General features: G+C 70.0%; 14 protein-coding genes and 1 pseudogene. 9 read left to right on the plus strand and 6 right to left on the minus strand.

Features of this window, described 5'->3' with window-relative positions; translation table 11 throughout:
- Positions 1-268: 268 nt before the first annotated feature.
- Positions 269-1,513 carry a hypothetical protein gene (locus ACFYX0_RS38270; RefSeq protein WP_388978016.1) on the minus strand — a complete coding sequence of 415 codons (1,245 nt, stop codon included), beginning with the start codon at positions 1,511-1,513 and terminating at the stop codon, positions 269-271.
- 460 nt (positions 1,514-1,973) lie between these two features.
- Here ACFYX0_RS38270 and ACFYX0_RS38275 point away from each other — a divergent pair, with 460 nt between their 5' ends.
- Complete coding sequence (locus tag ACFYX0_RS38275) at positions 1,974-2,495, plus strand: winged helix-turn-helix domain-containing protein (protein ID WP_388978060.1); 522 nt, start codon at positions 1,974-1,976, stop codon at positions 2,493-2,495.
- Between the two features lie 354 nt (positions 2,496-2,849).
- Positions 2,850-3,145: pseudogene (locus ACFYX0_RS38280) on the plus strand (SpoIIE family protein phosphatase); the annotation flags it as partial.
- A 234-nt stretch (positions 3,146-3,379) separates the two neighbouring features.
- Here ACFYX0_RS38280 and ACFYX0_RS38285 read toward each other — a convergent pair.
- The 3 genes from ACFYX0_RS38285 to ACFYX0_RS38295 form a co-directional block, all read right to left on the minus strand.
- Positions 3,380-5,845 carry a transglycosylase domain-containing protein gene (locus ACFYX0_RS38285; protein WP_388978018.1) on the minus strand — a complete coding sequence of 822 codons (2,466 nt, stop codon included), beginning with the start codon at positions 5,843-5,845 and terminating at the stop codon, positions 3,380-3,382.
- 306 nt (positions 5,846-6,151) lie between these two features.
- Positions 6,152-6,814 (minus strand): M48 family metalloprotease, encoded by a 663-nt coding sequence (locus tag ACFYX0_RS38290; protein ID WP_388978021.1) that lies wholly within the window; start codon positions 6,812-6,814, stop codon positions 6,152-6,154.
- Between the two features lie 80 nt (positions 6,815-6,894).
- Entirely contained in the window at positions 6,895-7,137 is a 243-nt protein-coding gene (locus tag ACFYX0_RS38295) for a DUF5302 domain-containing protein (protein WP_355917397.1), read from the minus strand.
- A gap of 553 nt (positions 7,138-7,690) precedes the next feature.
- Here ACFYX0_RS38295 and ACFYX0_RS38300 point away from each other — a divergent pair.
- On the plus strand, positions 7,691-8,932 hold the full coding sequence (locus ACFYX0_RS38300) for a ThuA domain-containing protein (RefSeq protein ID WP_388978063.1): 1,242 nt from the start codon (positions 7,691-7,693) through the stop codon (positions 8,930-8,932).
- Between the two features lie 58 nt (positions 8,933-8,990).
- On the opposite strand, the gene ACFYX0_RS38305 is transcribed toward ACFYX0_RS38300, so the two are convergent.
- Positions 8,991-10,628, minus strand: coding sequence for a CehA/McbA family metallohydrolase (locus tag ACFYX0_RS38305; RefSeq protein WP_388978024.1), 1,638 nt, complete (start codon positions 10,626-10,628; stop codon positions 8,991-8,993).
- Between the two features lie 59 nt (positions 10,629-10,687).
- Positions 10,688-11,101, minus strand: coding sequence for a thaumatin family protein (locus ACFYX0_RS38310; protein ID WP_388978027.1), 414 nt, complete (start codon positions 11,099-11,101; stop codon positions 10,688-10,690).
- Positions 11,102-11,264: 163 nt separating this feature from the next.
- On the opposite strand from ACFYX0_RS38310, the gene ACFYX0_RS38315 reads away from it, so the two are divergent.
- The 6 genes from ACFYX0_RS38315 to ACFYX0_RS38340 all read left to right on the plus strand — a co-directional run bounded on the left by ACFYX0_RS38315 (position 11,265) and on the right by ACFYX0_RS38340 (position 20,700).
- Positions 11,265-12,869 (plus strand): amino acid permease, encoded by a 1,605-nt coding sequence (locus tag ACFYX0_RS38315; RefSeq protein WP_388978030.1) that lies wholly within the window; start codon positions 11,265-11,267, stop codon positions 12,867-12,869.
- A 63-nt stretch (positions 12,870-12,932) separates the two neighbouring features.
- On the plus strand, positions 12,933-13,844 hold the full coding sequence (locus tag ACFYX0_RS38320; protein WP_388978032.1) for an urea amidolyase associated protein UAAP1: 912 nt from the start codon (positions 12,933-12,935) through the stop codon (positions 13,842-13,844).
- 1 nt (position 13,845) lies between these two features.
- The gene (locus ACFYX0_RS38325; protein ID WP_388978035.1) at positions 13,846-14,646 is read left to right on the plus strand and encodes an urea amidolyase associated protein UAAP2; all 801 of its coding nucleotides are present in this window, start codon (positions 13,846-13,848) and stop codon (positions 14,644-14,646) included.
- Complete coding sequence (gene uca / locus ACFYX0_RS38330) at positions 14,643-18,236, plus strand: urea carboxylase (protein ID WP_388978038.1); 3,594 nt, start codon at positions 14,643-14,645, stop codon at positions 18,234-18,236. Before ACFYX0_RS38325 ends, uca begins: the two co-directional genes overlap by 4 nt.
- Positions 18,233-19,945, plus strand: a complete 1,713-nt coding sequence (locus ACFYX0_RS38335; RefSeq protein ID WP_388978040.1) for an allophanate hydrolase — start codon at positions 18,233-18,235, stop codon at positions 19,943-19,945. Before uca ends, ACFYX0_RS38335 begins: the two co-directional genes overlap by 4 nt.
- Before the next feature lie 71 nt (positions 19,946-20,016).
- Positions 20,017-20,700, plus strand: coding sequence for a helix-turn-helix domain-containing protein (locus ACFYX0_RS38340; RefSeq protein WP_355917375.1), 684 nt, complete (start codon positions 20,017-20,019; stop codon positions 20,698-20,700).
- Positions 20,701-20,818: the final 118 nt, after the last annotated feature.

Raw genomic sequence — 20,818 nt, forward strand, 5'->3', positions numbered from 1 at the left:
GCCCCGTCGCCCGGTCGCCCGACCGGGCGACCGCAATCAATCACCCCGATCACGACCGGCCGGCCAATTGCCTGTTACTGACCCACGCTCCTAGCGCCGGTCTGAGACTTCCGTCGGGCCACCGCTCACCCGCGGCAATCACCGCGACAGGCCGCTCAGCCCAGGACGTCGTCAAGCCACCGACATCGTCCAGGGCCCAGCAGTCCAGTGCTTCCAGGGCGATCGGCACCACATAGAGGCCACGCGCTGCACTCCGACGGCCGCACCCTCACCAGCCATGACCGCCGCTGTTGTGCAGCAACCCCAGAACAGCGGTGGCCGCGACAAGCATCTGAGTGAGGCGGAGTTCGCAGAGCAACGTCGCCAGCGCGCAGGCAAGACCGGCGTACCACGGCATCGACCACGGTGTCGTGAGAATCCAGGCGAAGGCAAGCACAAACGGAACGGTGACGATGGCAGGGGCCTCTGTGGGGACGTGCCGGTGCAGCACCACAGCCAGCCACAGCATCAGCGCGGGCCACAGGATGCTGACACTCGCTGCGGCGCCACCAGGACCGGCGAGAGCAGTCGCGAAATACTCGAAAACGGCCCACAGCGAAGGCTTGGACACCATGTGCGAGGCCGCAGTAAGCGGGGCGAGGGCATGCAAACCGTACAGGGCGTAAAGGATGGTCAACGTGAGCACGGACGCGCCCGCCACTCGAACGGCCCGCTGCCAAGCGCCGCCGCGCAGCAACGGCCAGACCAGACCTATGCCGACCAGAGCGGCACTGATCTTGACGGCGCAGACGAGGCCGACCAGTGCGCCGACGGCCAGGTCCGCGTGCCATCTCCTTGCCTGGCGAGCCAAGTGGACGGCACTCACGGCAAACATGGCCACGACGGTGTCAAGATGTCCGCCCCCGACCAGTACGCCGATAAGCAGCGGATTCGCGCTCCAAACCAGCGCCGCCCGGACCGGGTCGGCGGCGACACGGATCAACAGGTAGCCGGTACCGAGGAACGCGGCCGCGTTGGCAAGCATCAGTGCCCATACCGTCAGCCAAGGCCGATCACCGCCGACGAACGCCGCAACGGCCTGCCACCACGTGGCGACCGGCCCGTACACCGATGGGGTGTTGCGCCAGGCATCGCTGACCAGATGGGCGTAGACGCCGCCCAGCTGGGCGGGGGTCGTCACATACGGATCACCGCCCAGAGCTGCGATACGGCCGTAGGCGGCGTAACTGGCAGTGTCGGAGGAGCCGATCGGGGTGAGATCCGCAACCAGGAGCACGGCGAATGCTCCGACCCGGAACAGAGTGCGCGGGTCAGGCCGCCAGCCTTGGTTGTGGGCGTTGAGCAGAAGGAGCGTCCCGACACAGGACAGCACTATGGCGACGCACGTGGCTACCTCAGAGAGGGCACCGGACATCGCGGGCAGGCGGAGCCAGCTGATCGGCGCCCTGAGTGTGTTTCGGTTGGGTGCGCTTGCACCGACCAGCCCGAACAGGAAGACGCCTGCCGCGGCCATCGAGAGGGCTGCGCGCGGTCGAGGCTGCAGATCACCCGTGCGAGCCGGGTGCGCCGCCGTCCTGCCACGGCCCACAGGCCGAACAATCCATCCATTGTCAGTCGTCAAGTCCAGCCTCGGAGTCGTACTCGGCTCATGCTCGTCCGGAAAGGACGATCCCTGGGAACGCCTTCCCTACGCGGCAGCGATGAGGGGCAACACGGCCGCCGCTACCGCATCGTCGCGAAGGGCGACGAGTCAGCCGTTCGGCCCTCTGCCGACCCCCTCGCCGTAGCGGTCTTCACACCCCGCTCGCGCCTAAAGGCTTCGCCAAGGCTGCTGGAGCGTTGCACCCCTCACCAGACCGGTCGCCCTCGAGGTGTTCCTCGTGCGGCTCCGGGCCATGCTGCGCAGCGCCCGCGTGCCCTGGCCGGACGCGAGTCGCGTTCCCGCGACGCGCCTTGCCGTCGCCGACCTGGAGATGAACGAGGCAGCCCGCGAGGTCAACCGAGGGGGCGAGTCCTTGCACCTCACTCCCAACGGGTTCGGGCCGCTGCGCTTCCTGATGCCGAACCCCGGCCGCGTGCACACCGCAGCCGAAATCCTCGAACATGTCTGGTCCTACGAGTCGGTGATCAAGCCCGCGTCGTCGAGCTGCACAGTCACTACCTGTGGCAGAAAATCGACGCCGCCCGCGAGCCACTCATCGTGCCAGGTTCCGGCTACCTGCTGCGGCCGGAATGGACATGAGCGGGGTAGGAATCTCCCAGAGGTACATAAACACCCTCGTCATACGGTCGGCTGCGCACCCTGGCAACAGGCACAGGAGCCTCGCATTCCCAGGAGGCTGTCTTTCGCATCGCCGGGCGACGATGCTGCCTTGCCCTTCCATCCGTACGATGGATTCCAGTCGACGACGCATGCCTTGGACTTGAGAGCAGAGCGAGACCAGGCTCAACGCTGTGGCAACCGCTGCAGAACGGCAGGTGTCGGCGCCGGGTGAGCTGGAGGTGGCCGTCATGGCTGCATTGTGGGCCGCCATTTCGCTGTGGAGGGTTCGCCCGGGCTGACCACCCGGCGGATGCACACCAAACACGGCCAAGACCCCCGTCGGTCTTGAACTCAAACTCCGCTCATCAGCTGCTGCTCTCCGCTCAGCGTCCCCAACTCGCCTATTTAGTCATCGAGTCGAGCATGTCCCGTCGCAGCGCGAGGCAGCAGCGGCCGCCTGAAATCCCGTTCGCCAAGTCGTGCCATTCACCGCTCCGAACCCGGAAAAGACCACCGAGGTCAAGGCACTCTGGTGGGTCGTCGGTTCGTCATGCCGCTGACGGCAGAGAGCGAGCCCTCTGTGGTGGGCTGGGCTCGGCTGCTGGACCAGGCCACCGATCCGCCGCTCGGCGCCCGCCCACATCATGTCCCCCGTCCCCGGGCCGGCATGTCGTACGACCAGGGCGACACATTCGGGCTCTGCGCCGACGGGCTCATCGAGCGCCGCGACGAGGACATCCATACCGGCCTGGCCCACCTGACCAGAGCCCTGGCTCAGGACACCACCCTTGCCCCTGACCAACTGGCCGACACCCTGCTGGTCCGCCTCGGCGTCGCCAACGGTTCAGCGCCGACATAGTTTTGATCGTCATTCGCCTATGACTTTGCGTTCTCGACGGGTGTACCCAGGCATATGCAGGCTTGGCGCCGCCGCGAGGTCGGCCAGGCTCCCCCGCGACGCGCCCCTCTTCCATTTCCTTGTGGCCTCCGGCCGAGTCGCTGCCACCGTGATCACCTGGGATGCGCCCCAGCCGTCGCGTGGAGTCCTGCGAGGCCACGTTCGCGGCTCTGGTGTCGGGGATGCCGCAAGCGGCGCGTCTTGGCCTGGCCGCCTCTTTACGGATGCCGGCCGGGATGGGGGAAGGTCGGGGTTTGGGTGGGGGTGGGGGTGGGCGAGGTGGTGCCGCCCAGCAGGCCGCCGTCGCCCGCGCCGCCGGTCAGGCCCCCGCCGGGGCCACCTGTCGTGGTGGTTCCGGAGGTGTCTGTCGGGCTCGGGCTGACGCAGTGCCTCCTGTGGTGGCGGCAGGGTCCGGCGGAGGGATCCGGCGTGGCCGGTGCGGTCGGGGTGGCCGAGGGGCTGCTCGCGGTGGGCGAGGGGGTGGCCGTCGGGGTGCCGAATTCGTTGGCGCCCTGACCGAGTGCGGGCGCGGCCGGGAACTGTCGTACGGGCTGTCCCTGGAGGGCGGCACTCATATAGCCCGCCCACACCTCGGTGGGCATGTCGGCGCCGAAAACCTTGGAGAAGCCGCCCACACCCTGCATCGACTGCAGGCCTGCGTTCTTCGGGTCCTCCTTGAACATGCTGACAGCCGTGGTCAGCTGGGGGGTGTAGCCGATGAACCAGGCGGACTTGTAGTCGTCGGTCGTGCCGGTCTTGCCGGCCACCGGGCGGCCCAGCGCCTGGGCGTTGGTGCCAGTTCCGCTCTTCACGACACCTTGCAGGACGTCGGTGACGGTGTCAGCGGTCGAGGAGGGCATGGCGGTGGTGCCCTTCGGCGTCTCGAAGCCGGGCAGCTGTTGGCCGTCGGCGACGACCTTGGTCACCGAGTACGGCTCGTGCTGGACGCCTTCGTCGTCGAAGGTGGCGTACGCGTCGGCCATGCGGATCGCCGACGGAGTGGAGGTGCCGATGTAGAAGCCGGGGGTGTCGTACTGAAGGCTCTTGCGCAGCAGGCCCGCTTTGAGGGCCTCACTCTCCACGTTGTCGTAGCCGACGTATTCGCCGAGCTGGACGTACGGGGTGTTGACCGACTGCTCCATCGCCTTGCGCAGGGTGATGTAGCCCCACTTCGTGGGCACGTCGTTGCGCTGGTGGAGGAGCCCCGTGGGGTCGCTGGGATCCGGTAGCTCCTGGCCCTGCTGGTTCTTGATGGTGATGCCGTCGTTGCCGTTGAACTTGGAGTCCGGAGTGATCGGCGAGGCTGGCTGGCCCGAGGAGAGGACGGCACCGTGGTCCAGGGCGGAGGCCAGGTCGATCGGCTTGAAGGTGGAGCCGACCGGCACACCGGTGGCGTCCGCGTTGTCCGTCCAGTGGCCCTTGTTCCAGCCCGCGCCGCCGTACAGCGCCACGACCGCACCGGTGGACGGATCGACGGACGCCGCGCCGACCTGGACGTCCTTGTCGGCCGAGCGGTGTTTCGGGTCGAGGTGCTTGTGCTCCATCGCGGCGACGGACGCCGACAGCGCGTTCACCTTCTTCTTGTCGAAGGTGGTGTAGATCTGATAGCCACCGTGGCCCAACTGCTGGTCCGTGAGGGACGTGTGGGCTTCGACGTACTTCTGCGCGGTCTGCACCAGGTAGCCGGTCTGCCCGGACATCCCCGCCGACGGTGAGTAGGGCTTGGGCGTGGGGAACCCGGCGGCGAGGTACTGCTGTTCCTGCGCGGCGGTGATCTTGTTGATTTTGACCATGCGGTCCAGGACGTACTTCCAGCGCGCCGCGGCCTGAGCCTTTGCCTGGGGATCGGTGTCTGCGTGCATCAACAGGCTCGGCTCGTTGACCGTAGCAGCGATGAAGGCGCCCTGACTGACTGTCAGCTGGAAGGCGTGCTCGCGGTAGTAGGTGCGCGCCGCGGCCTCGATGCCGTACGCGTCGCGGCCGTAGTAGCAGCTGTTGAGATAACCCTGCAGGATCTGCTGCTTGGACATCTGGCCACCGATCTTCAGAGAGATCATGATCTCCCTGAGCTTGCGAGTGACCGACTGGTTCTGGGTCAGGTAGGTGTTCTTCACGAACTGCTGGGTGATGGTGGACCCGGACTGCACCTCGCCGCCGGTGGCCATGTGGTAGACGGCGCGGAGCATGCCCTGCGTGTCGACACCCGGATCGGTGTAGAAGGTGGCGTTCTCCGCGGCGAGGAAGTCCCACTGCACCAGCTTGGGGACCTGGGCAAGGTCGACGTTCTGCCGGTTGGTCGACCCCTGCGTGGTCATGACCGAGCCGTCCGACCAGTAGTAGGTGTTGCTCTGTGCCTGTGTGCTGGGGTTCGCGCTGGGGATCGTCGTCGTGGCGTAGGCGTACCCGACCAGGCCCACCACGCCGCCGACGAACACCAGAAAGGTGCCGAGCACCTGCTTCCACGAAGGCAGCCACCGCCGAAGGCCATGCTTGCCCGCGCGCGGGTAGTCGATGAGGCGGCGCCGGCCGGAGCGTCCGGTCTGCGCGCGCCGAGTGTCCGTCGCGCGTCGGCGACCGCTGTCGCCCCGGGAAGCCCTGCGCGCCTCGGCCCGGCCGCCGTGCGGCACGTCGCCCGAGCCGGACGATCCGGTCCTCCCCGACGTCCGACGCCGATGTTCACTCATACTCGCCACTCCTCGACCAGGCGCGAGCCTGCACCCCGCCGCGAAACCGATCGTGCCTCGTCACCGCGGGTCGCGACTGAGGACCTGACCTACAGGCCGACTGATGCTCCCCGAAAGCTACTACATCTTGTAAGACTAACCAGTACTCGGTGCGTGCCCGAACCGACCCCCTTGCGCCAGGGCTCGCGTACAAGACCTACTCACGGTACTGGGCCGGGTTTTCCTGCCTCGCGGTTGGCTCACGTCGGCCTCGTGCTCGCCGGCGCGACGGCGAAGGGATCCCGAACCGGCGTGCCCCGGTCGTCCTCAGGACAGGCGCAGAACCCGCAGGCAACGGGCCAGGTCGGAAGTGACTTCGGCGAAGGCCAGGCAGGTCAGGGCGGTGACGGCAACGGCGGGAAGGGCCCCGCCCCAGTGGCTGTTCGGACGTTCGGCCCGTAGGGCACCGACGCGCGCGGTGACTCCGTGCCGCACATAGGCCAAGGCTCCCGGCGGCTCACCTCTTCGGGCGGCATCGGCGATCGCGAGCGCGGCACGGATCAGGGAACGGTCCACCAGCGGGCTGCTGCCGGTCGTCTGCGCGGCTTCCTCGTGCGCCCAGCCTTCGATGTGGAAGGTGATGTGATCGCGCACCGACCCCAGCATCGGGCTGCAGGCGGCCGCTGCCTCGGCGACCGCTGCGTGAAGGTGGTGTCGGTGGAGCAGGTGCGCATGTTCGTGGGCGAGCAGCACGGCCAGCTCGTCGCCAGGCAGAGCGCGCAGCATCGCGGTGGTCACCACAGCTCTCCGCGGTCGTACCGGCAGCGCGTACGCGTCCGGCCGGTCCGCAGGCCGTGAGCCTGCTTGTGAACTCGCTAGTATCGCGCGAAGGCGTTGCCCGGCGACGCCTTGAACGCGAACGCCTGTGGGGACGGCCCCGTTCCTCCCGCTGCCGCGGGAGGAACCCAAGGTGCTAGTCGCCTCCGCCACCCGGCGGGACCCCGCGCAACGTCACCGGCATGGCGGCCGGGCCGTGCCCTGCTGAGTCCCGTCCATCGGCCGGTTCAACCTCAGCCGCCGCTCTTTCGTCGGAACGACCGCTGGCTCGCAGCTGGGCCGTGAGCGCCGCGGACCTTCGACGCATCGGTGTTCGCAGCGCGGGCGGCGGCCTCCGCCTGCAGGCCGCGCTTGCGCGCCAGGGCCTCCCGGAACTTGTCCTTCAGGTCATACCGGCCCTCATCGTCGGGTGCCAGGGCTGGGCTCTCGGCGTCAGCCGACTCCGAACCTTCTTGCGATGGAGACTCTGCGGTCATGGTGACCTCCTGGGTTCGGGCAGTGGGAAGCACAGCTTGTCACGCCAGGGCACCGCCCGGGGCCGGCGCCCACGTACGGCGACGCGTGGCTGTCCGCCACGCCGAGGAGCACAACGCTCAGTCCTGGTGCGTGAGCAAATCAGCAGCCTGATGTCCAAGCGGACGGTGAGCGCTGGACTGCCTGGTGTCCGATGGGGCGCAAGCCGTACAGGAGGCCGCCGAGGGCTTCGACGCCCGCGTGATCGTCGTCAGCCCGCACCACCGGACCCGTCTCACCGCCTGGTTCTCCCCCACATCAGCGTCGCGATCGCCCACAGGAGCCGGATCGCGGTGCCCCCGGCATCACCAGGGAGACATCGACGACGTCCTGTGGCAGCTCCCCCCAACGAGCGTCGGCAAACCAGCTCCGGGAATCGGCGGGCACGTGCTGTACGCGCGGGCGTACGGAGGCTTGGCCTAGACCAGAGCTGACATGTACTCTCCCAGCACCTCAGCACTGCGGCACACCACAGCACGGCTCTCCACGGTCGCGCACGAGGAAGGTCCCCGCATGATGCCCTCTCGCATACAAGTCCGCTTCCCTCTCGGCTTGTTGAGACTGTTCGCTCTGTTCGCCGTGCTCCTCGGCGTCCAGACCGCCCCCGCGTACAGCGCCCACGCCGCCACTCCCTTCAAGGTGATCGCTTTCTACGACGGCACCTACGACGCGGCGCACATCAGCTTCGACCACGAGGCCAACGCGTGGTTCCCGCAAGCCGGTGCGCAGAACGGCTTCACCTACACCGCGACTACCGACTGGAGCCAGCTCAACACCGCGAACCTGGCCAACTATCAGGTCGTCATGTTCCTCGACGACTACCCGCACACCGCCGCACAGCAGTCCGCCTTCCAGACGTACGTCACCAACGGCGGCGGCTTCATCGGCTTCCATGTCTCGGCGTACAACGACGACACGAGCGACTGGCCCTGGTACCACAACACATTTCTCGGCACCGGGACGTTCCGGAGCAATTCCTGGGGGCCCACCTCCGAGACGCTGCGGATCGAGGATGCCGGGCACCCGGCGACCGCGGGTCTGCCCGCCACCATCACATCCTCGGTCAGCGAGTGGTACAGCTGGCAGAACGACCTGCGACAGAACCCGGACATCGACATCCTGGCCTCACTGGACCCGTCCACCTTCCCCGTCGGCACCGACCCCAACCAGACGTGGTACAGCGGCTATTACCCGATCGTGTGGTCCAACCGGCACTATCGGATGGTCTACAACAACTTCGGCCACAACGCCATGGACTACTCGGCCAACACCACCCTGTCCTCGACGTTCGCGAGCGCCCAGCAGAACCAGCTGCTCCTGCAGGAGGTCAACTGGGCGGCGGGGCAGTCCGGTCCGGTGACCCCGCCCTCGAACTCCACCGGCCCGATCCACGGCTACGGCGGCAAGTGCGTGGACGTCGCGGGCGCGGGCACCGCCAACGGCACGGCCGTCCAGCTCTACGACTGCAACGGCACCGCCGCGCAGAGCTGGACCGTGGGCAGTGCCGGCAGGCTCAGTGCGCTCGGCAAGTGCATGGACGTGACCTCGGCCGGCACCGCCAACGGCACCAAGGTGCAGCTGTACGACTGCAACGGCACCGGTTCCCAGGTCTGGCAGCGGGGCACCAACGGCTCCCTGGTCAATCCGCAGTCGGGCAGGTGCCTCGATGCGACCGGGCCCAGCTCGGCCAACGGCACCCGACTGCAGATCTGGTCCTGCACCGGAGCCGCCAACCAGAGCTGGACCCTGCCCTCCTGAGCGCAAGGAGCCCGGCGGGCGATGAGCCTTGCCGGGCTCCGGTGACGCCGCTCGGTCGTCAGTTGTGCGAAGCCGTCGTCTCCTTCAGGAACACGGGGTTGGTCAGGGCGGCCATCGGGCCGAACAGCAGTGCGTCCCCCATCGTGTTGCCCTGCCCCGCACTGCCGTCCGCCATCGGGTGGCGCACCTCGGCGCGTACGTACGACGCGAGGGAAGCGGTCGTCCGCCACACCACCGTGCCGGCGCCGGAGGCGTCCACCGGCTCCTGGTGCATCTGGCCCTCGTCGGTGATGAAGCGGACCGTGCCGTGGGGCACGCCCCTGACGTCGAGACGGACGTCCACGGGCGCATCGGCGGGCACGTTCAGCGTCTCGCCGATGCCGGCCTGTCCGCCGTGACCGGTGGCGGTGAAGGTCAGCTCGACGGAGGCCGACTCCGCGATCCAGCTGCGGCCCGCGCGAATGCCGTCCATGATCGAGTCGGTGGCCAGGTCGTCCGCGCGGACGACGTTGTGCGGCAGGCCGATGACCTGCGGGTCGCTGTGCGCGTCGCTGTTGCCCATGGCCGGGAGCCAGCGCTTGCCGGTGCGGACCGCCTCACCGAGCTTCTGGTCCCAGGTGCTGACCGCGTGCTCGTCGTCGTAGGTCCACGGGCCGGTCCACACCTCCGTGGCGTCGGCGTCGTCGAAGCCGAACTTCCACTGGCAGGCCACGTAGGCGCAGTACATGTGCGCGGGCACCACGAGACCGCCGGTGCGGCGCACCTGGCGCGCGAAGCGGCCGAAGGCGTCGTCGCGGGAGCGGTAGCGCCAGTCGATCCACTCGCCGGGCGGCAGGCCGAGGGCCAGCCAGTGACCGTTGCGGGTGGTGACCTCCTCACCGGTAATGATGAGCAGGTCCGGTCCGGCGTACTCGCCCCACACGCCGTGCGAGGCCGACGTGTTGTGGTCGGTGGAGACGATGAAGTCCAGTCCGGCAGCACGGGCGCCGGCCGCGACCTCGTTCGGCAGGCGCTTGCCGTCGGAGTAGACGGTGTGCAGGTGGCAGTCGCCGCGGTACCAGTCCGGGCCGTGTCCCTTGGCCCGCTGCGGCGGGTAGCTGTTCACGTGGGCGGGTCCGGGTTCGCCGTAGGTGAGGGTCACCTGGACCCGGTAGTTCATGCCCTGCGGCGCCACCTGGTAGGGCCCGAGCACGACGTGCCAGGTCCCGGCGTCGACCGGGCCGGGGAGGTACCCAGGCGTGGCATCGCTGTTGCTGATCTCGAACGAGGTGCGGAAGCCGCCGGACCAGCCGCGGAAACCACGGCCGCCGAGCGCGACGCCCCGCTGGTCGAACACGCCGATGTCGCAGGAGTTGCCCGGTGTCCCGCCTGGGACGGCCGGCTTGTCGTAGGAGTAGGAGACGGCGATCTTCTGTACGCCGTCGGGGACTTCGACGGGCAGGTAGACGAAGTCCGCGGCTCCGGTCTCCAGGTACCCCGTGATGACGCGGGTCGCCTCGCCACCGGCCGGCGGGGTGGCGCCGGAGGAGCCGCCGGCGGCCCGCGCGAACGAGACCGGGGCCAGAGTCAGGGCGGCGCCGGCCAGTCCGACGGTGAGCAGCCGCCGCCGGCCCACATCGGCGCCCGGGTCGTCGCTGCCGGCGGCGTCCGGGACAAAGGGATCCGTGTTGTGCTGGCAATGTCCGTCAAGGCACATGGTGTCCTCGGCAAGGTCGGGGAGAGGGGAAAGGTGCAGCGTGAATGCACCGGAGGCGTTCAGACCCTGATGCGCCTGGGTGGATGACGGATGATGGCGGGCTGAAGAGTGTGCGGCACGTGGGTATCGGCCTGTCCGCGCCCGAGCCACTCGGTCGTCCCGGAGGTGACGCGGTAGCGGCAGGCCCCCTTGCACGGCGTCGTCACCGAGTCGTCAAAGGCGTACGAATAGACGTACCGCGCTGCCCGTTTGAACCACTTGTCGAGCGGCCACTTGGCGGGGCCGCAGTCCTCACGGCCCGCCCACGGCCCGCGGCAGCAGTAGGTGTCGCCGCCGAACAGCGGGCACGGCGGCTTGCAGCCGACGACCTGACTCCCCGCCACGGCCCGCATGGTCTCTCGGGACGGGCAAGGCCCTCCGCACGCTGACGGCTTTGCCGTCGGCGCCCAAAGCGGTGCGGAAAACGCTTCCATCTGGGACGACCCGGCGGAGCCGGCAGTTCACCTGCCGACCACTCCCCCCTGCGCACCGGATACACGAAGTTAACTCCCCGGACCCAGGCATGAGACCGGTCCGGCCGACGATCGCCATACCTGTCAAGCGACAGGTATCCGTCGACCGATCGGAGGTACGGTGATGAGCTGGCCCCAACTCCCCCTTGGGCAGAGCCTTGACGGTGGTGTCACGACCAGCCCTGCTCACTTCGGCTACCAGCAGGAACTCCGACGCGGGGTGGGCGGCTTCGCGTCGTTCGCCGCAGGCTTCTCCTTCGTGTCGATCCTCACGACCGTCTTCCAGCTCTTCGGCCTCGGCTTCGGTCTCGGCGGGGCTGCGTTCTTCTGGACCTGGCCGCTGGTCTTCGCGGGCCAGTTGCTGGTCGCGCTGTGTTTCGCCGAACTGGCCGCGCGCTGGCCCATATCCGGGGCGATCTACCAGTGGTCGAGCCGACTGGCCGGCACCACGACGGGCTGGTTCGTCGGCTGGATCATGGTCATCGGGCAGATCCTCACGGTCGCGGCGGCCGCGATCGCGGCGCAGGCGGTGCTGCCGGGGATCTGGTCCGGGTTCCAGATCGTCGGCGGACCGGGGGCCGATCCGTCGGTGGGTTCTACAACCGGCGCGCAGAACGCGGTCCTTCTGGGGTGCGCCCTGCTGGTGATCACCACGATGGTGAACATCCTGGGCATCCGCCAGATGGCCGCCGCAACCAGCTTCGGCGTCACGGTCGAGATCATCGGCGTGATCGCGCTGGTGCTGGTCCTCTTCTTCCTGCCCGAGCGGGGTCCGCAGGTGGTGGCCCACCCCACCGGCTGGGCCGGCCACGGCGGCTACTTCGGGGCCTTTCTCGCGTCCTCGCTCATGGCCGCGTACGTGATGGTGGGCTTCGACTCGGCGGGCGAGTTGGCCGAGGAGACCCACAGCCCGCGCCGGACAACTCCCCGGACCATCCTGCGGGCGCTGATCACCTCGGGTGTCGGCGGCGCGCTGCTGATCCTCTCGGGGCTGATGGCGGCACGCAGCCTGACCGACGGGAAACTGGCCGTGGGCGGTCTGTCCTGGGTGCTCACGGACCGGCTCGGCGAGGTCCTGGGCCGACTGCTGCTGTGCTGCGTGGCGGTCGCGGTCTTCGCCTGCACCCTGGCCGTGCAGACCTCGGGCGCGCGGATGATGTACTCCATGGCGCGCGAAGGCGCTCTGCCGTTCCACAGGCGCCTCGGCAAGGTCTCGGCCCGCACTGGTACACCGATCACCACGTCGATCGTGGTGGGCGTGGGCGCCGCGATCGCGCTCGTGGTCAACATCCGCCAGTCGGCGGTCTTCACCGCCCTGTCCAGCCTCTGCATCGCCCTGCTGTACCTGGCCTATCTGGGCGTGACGATGCCCATGCTGGTCACCCGGATCCGGCACCGGGACAGCGGCGGGCTGCCGGACGGCGTGGACGAGAGCGGCCGGCCCCTGTTCTCGCTGGGCCGATGGGGGCTGGCGGTCAACGCGCTCGCCGTGCTCTACCAGGCCTGCATGACGGTCAACCTGATCTGGCCTCGTGCGGAGATCTACGACCTCACCGGCGGCACGTGGTGGCTGCGCTGGAGCGCCCTGCTCTTCATCGGGCTCAGCCTCGCCGCCGGTGCCGTCTACTTCCTCGCCCGCCGGCTGCACCGCCGCATCGAGCTGAGGCACGTGCCGCACACGCACACCAAGCCGCCCCTCGAGGCCGAGACCGTCGCCGAGCCCGCCTGAGGGCCGGTGTGACGCGAGCAGACGCACCGATGACGTACCAACGAAGGGACGACGGGATCATCCATGACCTCCGCCGACAGCTCGACCGCCGTGACGCCGCACGGCCGGTACCCGACCGGGCAGTCTCCCGCCCGCACCCGTGATCTGCACCTGACCGACAGTGTCCGCAGTGCCCGCGACGACGCCCGCGCCCAGGGCGGGCAGGCCGGCGCCTGGATGCCGTACCTTCCGGCTTCCGGCAGCCCGCACTGCCCGCCGGGGGTGGACCCGACCGCCCTGGTGTGGGCGGAGACGGTGGCACCCGGCGGCTACACGCACAAGGCCCTCGCCCGCGGCACCCGGCTGCGCTTCGACGACCCGAGCGGTGACGCCTGTGCCCACCTGCTGCTCTTCAACGCCATGGAGCCGGTCGAGCGGCTCAACGTCGCCGACACCCAGAAGGTGCCGTGGCAGGCGTATCTGGGCGAGAACCATCCGCTGCTGTCCGGCCACGGCCGGGTCATGGCCGTGGTCAGCGGCGACTCCTCCAGCCGGCACGACGCCTTCTGCGGCACCACCACCGACGCCTGGAACGAGCGCAAGTACGGTGACGCCCGCACGGAGGGACCGTACCCGTCCGGCCGCGGGCTCTTCCTCAAGGCGGCCGCCAAGCACGGTCTGAGCCGGCGCGATCTGCCGCCCAGCCTGTCCTTCTTCCAAGGCGTACGCGTCGAGGCGGACGGCACCCTGGCCTGGCAGGGCAGCGCGGGTGCGGGCACTCATGTCGAACTCGTGGCGGAGATGCCCCTGTTGGTGCTGATCGCCAATGTCGCCCATCCACTGGACCCACGTCCCGGCTACGTCGTCGGTCCGCTGCGCGTGCACGCCTGGCGAGGTTCCCCGACCGGCCCGGACGAGCCGCGGTTCACCGCCACGCCTGAACTGCACCGGGCATACCTGAACACCGTCGACTACTGCGAAGCCCGGGGGCTGTGACATGGCGACCACGCGGACCGAGAACACGCCGGCCGGCTGCCCGACCGCCTCGAGCGGCACCCCTGCCTCCACCGTCCCGGTCGGTGCCGTGTACTCCGAGGGCTCGCCCCTGGACTGGGGAGCCGGCCTGGTCGAGGGCGCCGTCGTCCTGGACGAGAGGGTGGCGCCCAACGCGCCGTGGTCGGCGGTGGTGCGGAAAGGGCACGTCCTGACGATCGTCGACGTAGGGGGCAACCAGTCGGCCGACTGCCTGCTCTACGACGCGAACGATCCCGAGGAGCGCTACAGCGTCCCCGACACCCTGGCCTGGCAGGGCAATGCCTATGTACGAACCGACACCGTGCTGCGCAGCAGCGAGGGCCGCCCGCTGATGACCGTCGTCGCCAACGAGATCGACCGCCAGGACACCATCGGCGGCGCGTGCGGCAAGGAGTCCAACACCCTGCGCTACGGCCACCATGTGATGTTCCAGCACGGCTGCCGTGAGAACTTTCTCGCCGAGGCCGGGCGGCGTGGCCTCGGGGCGCGGGACATCGTCTCCAACCTCAACTGGTTCATGAACGTGCCCGTCGAGGCGGACGGCGCGCTGGGCATCGTGGACGGCATGTCCGCGCCGGGCCGCCGGGTCGCGGTCCGCGCCGAGACGGACGTCCTGGTGATTGTGTCCAACTGCCCTCAGATCAACAACCCGTGCAACGACTTCAACCCGACCCCGCTGCGGATGATCGTCGTGGACCCGCAACGGGCCGTCGGTGACCTGCGGTCAGCGGAAGCCGTCCGTGCCCCGGAGGGAGCCGCGTGAACCGTCCCACCGCCGTTCTCGTCGCCAACCGCGGTGAGATAGCCCGCCGTGTGATCCGCACCGCCAGGAGGCTGGGCCTGGGCACCGTCGCCGTCTTCTCCGACGCCGACCGGGCCGCCCCGCACGTCCGTGAGGCCGACCACGCGGTCCGCCTCGGTCCGGCACCCGCCCGCGAGTCGTATCTGCGCGGCGAGACGATCATCGAAGCCGCGCTCGCCCAAGGCGCGGGCATCATCCACCCCGGCTACGGCTTCCTCTCCGAGAACACCGCCTTCGCCCGTGCCGTGGAGGAGGCGGGCCTTCGATTTGCGGGACCGACCGCCGACCAGATCACCGCCTTCGGCGAGAAGCACACCGCGCGCGCCCTGGCCAAGGCGGCCGGGGTGCCACTACTGGCCGGGACGGAGCTGCTCGCGAGCACCGAGGAGGCCGTCACCGCGGCCGCGTCGATCGGGCTACCTGTCATGGTCAAGGCCACCGGCGGTGGCGGCGGCATCGGCATGCAGGCCTGCGCCACCGACGATGAGGTACGCGAGGCCTTCGCCCGGGTCGCGGCGCTCGCGCAGTCCAACTTCGGGTCCGCCGGCGTGTTCTTGGAGCATCTCGTGCGCCCCGCCCGTCATGTCGAGGTGCAGGTCTTCGGCGACGGCACCGGCCGCATCGCCGTCTTCGGCGACCGGGACTGCTCCTTGCAGCGCCGCAATCAGAAGGTGATCGAGGAGGCCCCGGCGCCGGCCCTGCCTCCTCATGTGCGCGCACTGCTGCACGAGTCCTCGCGCCGGCTGCTCGCCTCGGTCGGCTACCGGGGCGCCGGGACCGTGGAGTTCGTCTACGACCCGGTACGCGAGGAGGCAGCCTTCCTTGAGGTCAACACCCGCCTCCAGGTCGAGCACCCGGTGACCGAGGAGGCGTACGGCGTCGACCTTGTCGAACTCATGCTCGTCCTGGCCCGCGACGGCAGGGTCGAAAACACGGTGTTCGAGCGCGAGTGGACACCCGTCGGGCATGCCGTGGAGGCCCGCGTCTACGCCGAGGACCCCGGCAAGGACTCACTGCCGTCCTCGGGCCTGATCACCCAGGTGGCCTTCCCCGGTCAGGGCGCCGACGAGATACCCGGCGTCCGCGTCGACGGCTTCGCCGAGACGGGTCTGGAGGTCTCGCCGTACTACGACCCCATGCTCGCCAAGCTGATCGCCAAGGGCCCCACCCGGGACACCGCGTTCGACGTGCTCGGCCAGGCCCTGGGCGCGAGCCGGGTCGACGGCATCGTCACCAACCTGGGCCTGCTGCGCGAGCTGACGGTGCGGGGCGAGGTGCGTGAGGCGGTGCACAGCACCAGCACGCTCGCCACCACCGCCGACCCCGAGCCGCGCATCGACGTCCTGGTGCCCGGGGCGATGACCACCGTCCAAGACCTTCCCGGCCGACTCGGCTACTGGCACGTGGGCGTGCCGCCGAGCGGCCCCTTCGACCCCGTCTCCTTCGCGGAGTCCAATCTGGCCGTCGGCAACCCGGCGCAGGCCCCTGGCCTGGAGGTCACCGCGGGCGGGCTGACCCTGCGCTTCTCGGCCGCCACCGTGGTCGCGGTCACCGGCGCTCCCGTCCCGGTCACGGTGGACGGCAGCACGACGGCGCTGTGGGAGCCGGTCACGGTCCCGGCCGGCGGCACCCTGGTGCTCGGCGCCTGCCAGGGGCCCGGCCTGCGCACCTATGTGGCGGTACAGGGCGGCATCGACGTACCCGAATACCTGGGCAGCGCCTCGACGTTCACCCTCGGCGGCTTCGGCGGGCACGGTGGTCGGGCGCTGCGCCCCGGAGACGTTCTGCGACCCGGAGCGTCGGCGACCGCCGGCGGCGGCCGGACCCCGTCCGAGCGCCGGCCGGCTCTCACCTCGCACTGGCGGATCGGTGTCACCGAAGGGCCGCACGCGGCGCCCGAGTTCTTCACCCGCGAGGACATCGACACCCTCTACGCCACCGACTACAAGGTGCACCACAACTCCGCGCGCACCGGCATCCGCCTGATCGGGCCCAAACCGCGTTGGGCCCGCCAGGACGGCGGCGAGGCCGGGCTGCACCCCTCCAACATCCACGACACGCCATACGCGGTGGGTGCCCTGGACTTCACCGGCGACACGCCCATCATCCTGGGCCCCGACGGACCGTCCCTCGGCGGGTTCGTCTGCCCCGCGGTGGTCGCCAGCGGCGACCTGTGGAAACTCGGCCAGCTCCGCCCGGGCAACACCGTCCGCTTCGTACCGGTCCGGGAAGCCGAGGCAGCCGCCCTTGAGGCCCGCCGCGCCTCACGCACGCTGATCAGCACGGGCGGAGACGGCGACGACGGCGTACTCGGTCGCCTGGAGGCCACCGATGCCCGCCCCGGCGTCACCTACCGCCGGGACGGCGACAACAACGTCCTGGTCGAATACGGCCCCATGGCGCTCGACCTCGGCCTGCGGATGCGGGTCCACGCCCTGCAGGAGACCCTCACCGCGCACGCGCCCGACGGCATCGTCGACGTCACCCCGGGCATCCGCTCCCTCCAGATCCACACCGACGCCCGCCGACTGAAGGCCCGTGACCTCACCGCCCTGCTACGCGAGTTGGAGGACGAGATTGCGCCCACCAACGAACTGGTGGTCCCCTCCCGCACGGTGCGCCTGCCCCTCAGCTGGGACGACCCGGCGACCCGGCTCGCCATCGAGCGGTACATGGCCGGGGTGCGCGACGACGCCCCGTGGTGCCCGTGGAACATCGAGTTCATCCGCCGTGTCAACGGCCTCCAGACCGCCGACGACGTCTACCGCACCGTCTTCGACGCCTCCTACCTGGTCCTCGGCCTCGGCGACGTCTATCTCGGCGCTCCCGTCGCCACCCCGCTCGACCCGCGGCACCGCCTGGTGACGACCAAATACAACCCGGCCCGCACCTGGACCGCGGAGAACTCCGTCGGCATCGGCGGCGCCTACCTGTGCATCTACGGCATGGAGGGCCCCGGCGGCTACCAGTTCATCGGCCGCACCGTGCAGATCTGGAACCGCTTCCGCAGAGGTGGCCTGTTCAAGGACTCCCCGTGGGCGCTGCGCTTCTTCGACCGCATCGAGTGGTATCCCGTCACAGCGGAGGAACTGCTCGAACTGCGCGCCGAGACCGACGCCGGCCGCGGTGACTTCCACACCGAGGAAGGCAACTTCTCGATCGCCGAGTACAACGCCTTCCTGGCCGCCAAGGCCGACTCGATCGCCGCCTTCCGGAAACGGCAGAGCACCGCGTTCGAAGCCGAGAAGCAACGCTGGCGGGCCGCAGGCGAGTTCGACCGGGACGACGAGCCCGAGCCGAGGACCGCTACCGCTGCCGTCACCGTCCCGCAGGGTGCGGTCCCCGTCACCGCGCCGTTCACCGCCACCGTCTGGCAGACCGTCACGGAGCCCGGCGCCACCGTCGTCGAGGGCGACCCGATCCTCTCCCTGGAGGCGATGAAAATGGAGTCCAAGGTGAACGCCCCCGCCGCCGGGACGCTGCTGGAGATCTACGTCAAGCCCGGTGAACAGGTCGCCCCCGGCCAGATCCTCGCAGCGGTGAAGGCATGAACACCGTGACACCTGCCGCCCGCGTCGAGGCCGCCTACGACCGTATCGAAGACGCCGACCGGCCCGAGATCTGGATCCATCTCAGGCCACGCGACGAGGTGCTCGCCGAGGCCGCCGGGACAGACCCGGCGCTGCCGTTGGCCGGCCTGGTCGCGGCCGTCAAGGACAACATCGACGTGGCCGGCCTGCCCACCACCGCGGGCGCCCCGTCGTACGCCTATCGGCCGCAGACCGACGCTCCCGCGGTGGCGCGGCTACGCGCGGCCGGCGCGGTGGTGCTCGGCAAGACCAACCTGGACCAGTTCGCCACCGGCCTGGTCGGCACCCGCAGCCCCTACGGCGCGGTACGCAACGCCTGGGACACGGCCCGCATCTCCGGCGGGTCGTCCTCCGGCTCCGCCGTCGCGGTCGCGCTGGGCATCGCCGACATCGCGCTCGGCACCGACACCGCCGGCTCCGGGCGAGTGCCCGCCGCCCTCAACGGCATCGTCGGGGTCAAGCCCACCAAGGGCCTGGTCCCCGTGACTGGGGTGGTCCCCGCCTGCTACACCCTCGACTGCGTGACCGTCTTCGCCCGTGACCTGCGGCTCGCCCGAACCGGCGCGGAGATCGTCGAAGGCCCCGACCCGGCCGACCCGCTCTCCCGCACCGGCAGCCCGCTCCCGCCGCCCCCCGCGCGCCCCAGGGTTGCCGTCCCGGCTCCGGAACACCTGGACGGCATGGCCGACGGCTGGCGCGCGGCCTTCGATGCCGCGGTCGCCCGCCTGGCGAGCACGGGCGCGGAGATCGTCGAGGCCGACATCTCCCCCCTGGTGAAGGCCGCTGAACTGCTGTACGGCGGCGCGTTCGTCGCCGAGCGGTACGCCGCCGTGGGCGCGCACCTGGACAAGCACCGCGACCTGATCGGTACGGTCCTCGACCCGACCGTCGCCTCCATCGTGCTGGCCGGCCGGGAGAAGACCGCCGCGGACTGGGCCGCCGACACCGCTCGGCTCGCCTCGCTCGCGGCGGCCGGACGCGCGGTACTCGACGGCTGCGCGGCGCTCTTGACCCCGACCACCACCTGGCACCCCACCCTCGCGCAGGTGGCGGCCGACCCAGTCGGCGCCAACGCCCGGTTGGGACGCTTCACGAACTTCGCCAACCTGCTGGACTGCGCCTCGCTCGCCGTTCCCGCCGGGTTCGTGGACGGCCTGCCGTTCGGCGTGATGTTCACCGGACCGGCCTTCTCCGACCGCGCCCTGGCCGCGCTGGCCGAGCGGTTCGCCAACCCCGGACTCGACCTGTTCGTGGTCGGCGCCCACCTCACCGGGCAACCGCTCAACGCACAGTTGGTGCAGGCGGGCGGCACCCTGGTCGGCCCGGCGCGCACCGCAGGCGGCTATCGGCTGTATGCCCTGTCCACCGAGCCGCCCAAGCCGGGTCTGCTCCGGGTCACCGGGAGCGGGCGGGACCCCGGCACCCGCACGGGTCAAGGCACGGCGGCAGGCGGCGACGCGAGGACGGGCATCGACGGCGAGATCTGGCGACTTCCGGCTTCCGGGTTCGGGGCGTTCACCGCCGCCGTGCCCACGCCGATGACCATCGGCAGCGTCGAACTGGCCGAAGGGCGGCACGTCAGCGGCTTCCTGGTGGAGCCGTGGGCCGTCGAGGGCGCACCCGACATCACCCGCTTCGGTGGCTGGCGGGCGTACACGGCCTCCGCGTGACCGGAGGCCGCAGAGCGGGCGCCTGGTGCCGGGCACGGCCGGGTGCCCGGCCAGGGTGGCAGGATGGGCCCATGACGACGACGCGTCCCCGTCAGGGCAGGCCCCGGCACACGCCGCCGCCCGCCCCTGGCACCTCCGCCCGGGAACAGATCCTCGACGCCGCGGGGGCGCTCTTCGTCGAATATGGGATCACAAGCACCAGCACTCGCATGATCGCGGACCGGGTCGGCATCAGGCAGGCGTCTCTCTACTACCACTTCGCCACCAAAGAGGCGATTCTCGCCGAGCTGCTGGCCACGTCCGTGCGACCCAGTCTGCAGACGGTGGACCGGATCCGGGCGCTGGTGCCCGAGCGGGCGAATCCGGCCTCCGCGCTCTACGCCGTGGCCGCCATGGACGTACGCACCCTCTCCCGCACTCCGTACAACATCGGCACGCTCTATCTGCTGCCGGAACTGCGGGCGGAGCGATTCGACGCCTTCCGGGCCGAGCGGGGCCGGCTGCAGGCGAGTTACGGCGCCCTCGGCGCCTTGGCGGCGACCGAGGACATCGCCCGCGGCATGCCCGCCGAGCGGCTCGGTGAACTGCTGATCCAGCTGGTGGAAGTCGTCATCCAGATACGGCGTACCCGCGAACCGGAAGCAACCGACACGGATGCCATCGCATCGTCGTGCCTGCGACTGTGCGGGCTCGACGAGCCGGCGGTGGCCACCGCCAGGCACCAGGCACGGATCCTGCTCAGCAGCCTGGACTGACAGGCGGCTCGCGCAGAACGCTCCAACGGCACCACGCAGCGGCCTGACCCCGGCCGCCCCCTGAAAACCCTTCACCGTCTGGACACCTGTCGCATGCGACTCCTCTGCGCGGCTTGGG

The sequence above is a fragment of the Streptomyces sp. NPDC002573 genome, from assembly GCF_042889625.1.
GTDB lineage: Bacteria > Actinomycetota > Actinomycetes > Streptomycetales > Streptomycetaceae > Streptomyces > Streptomyces gibsoniae.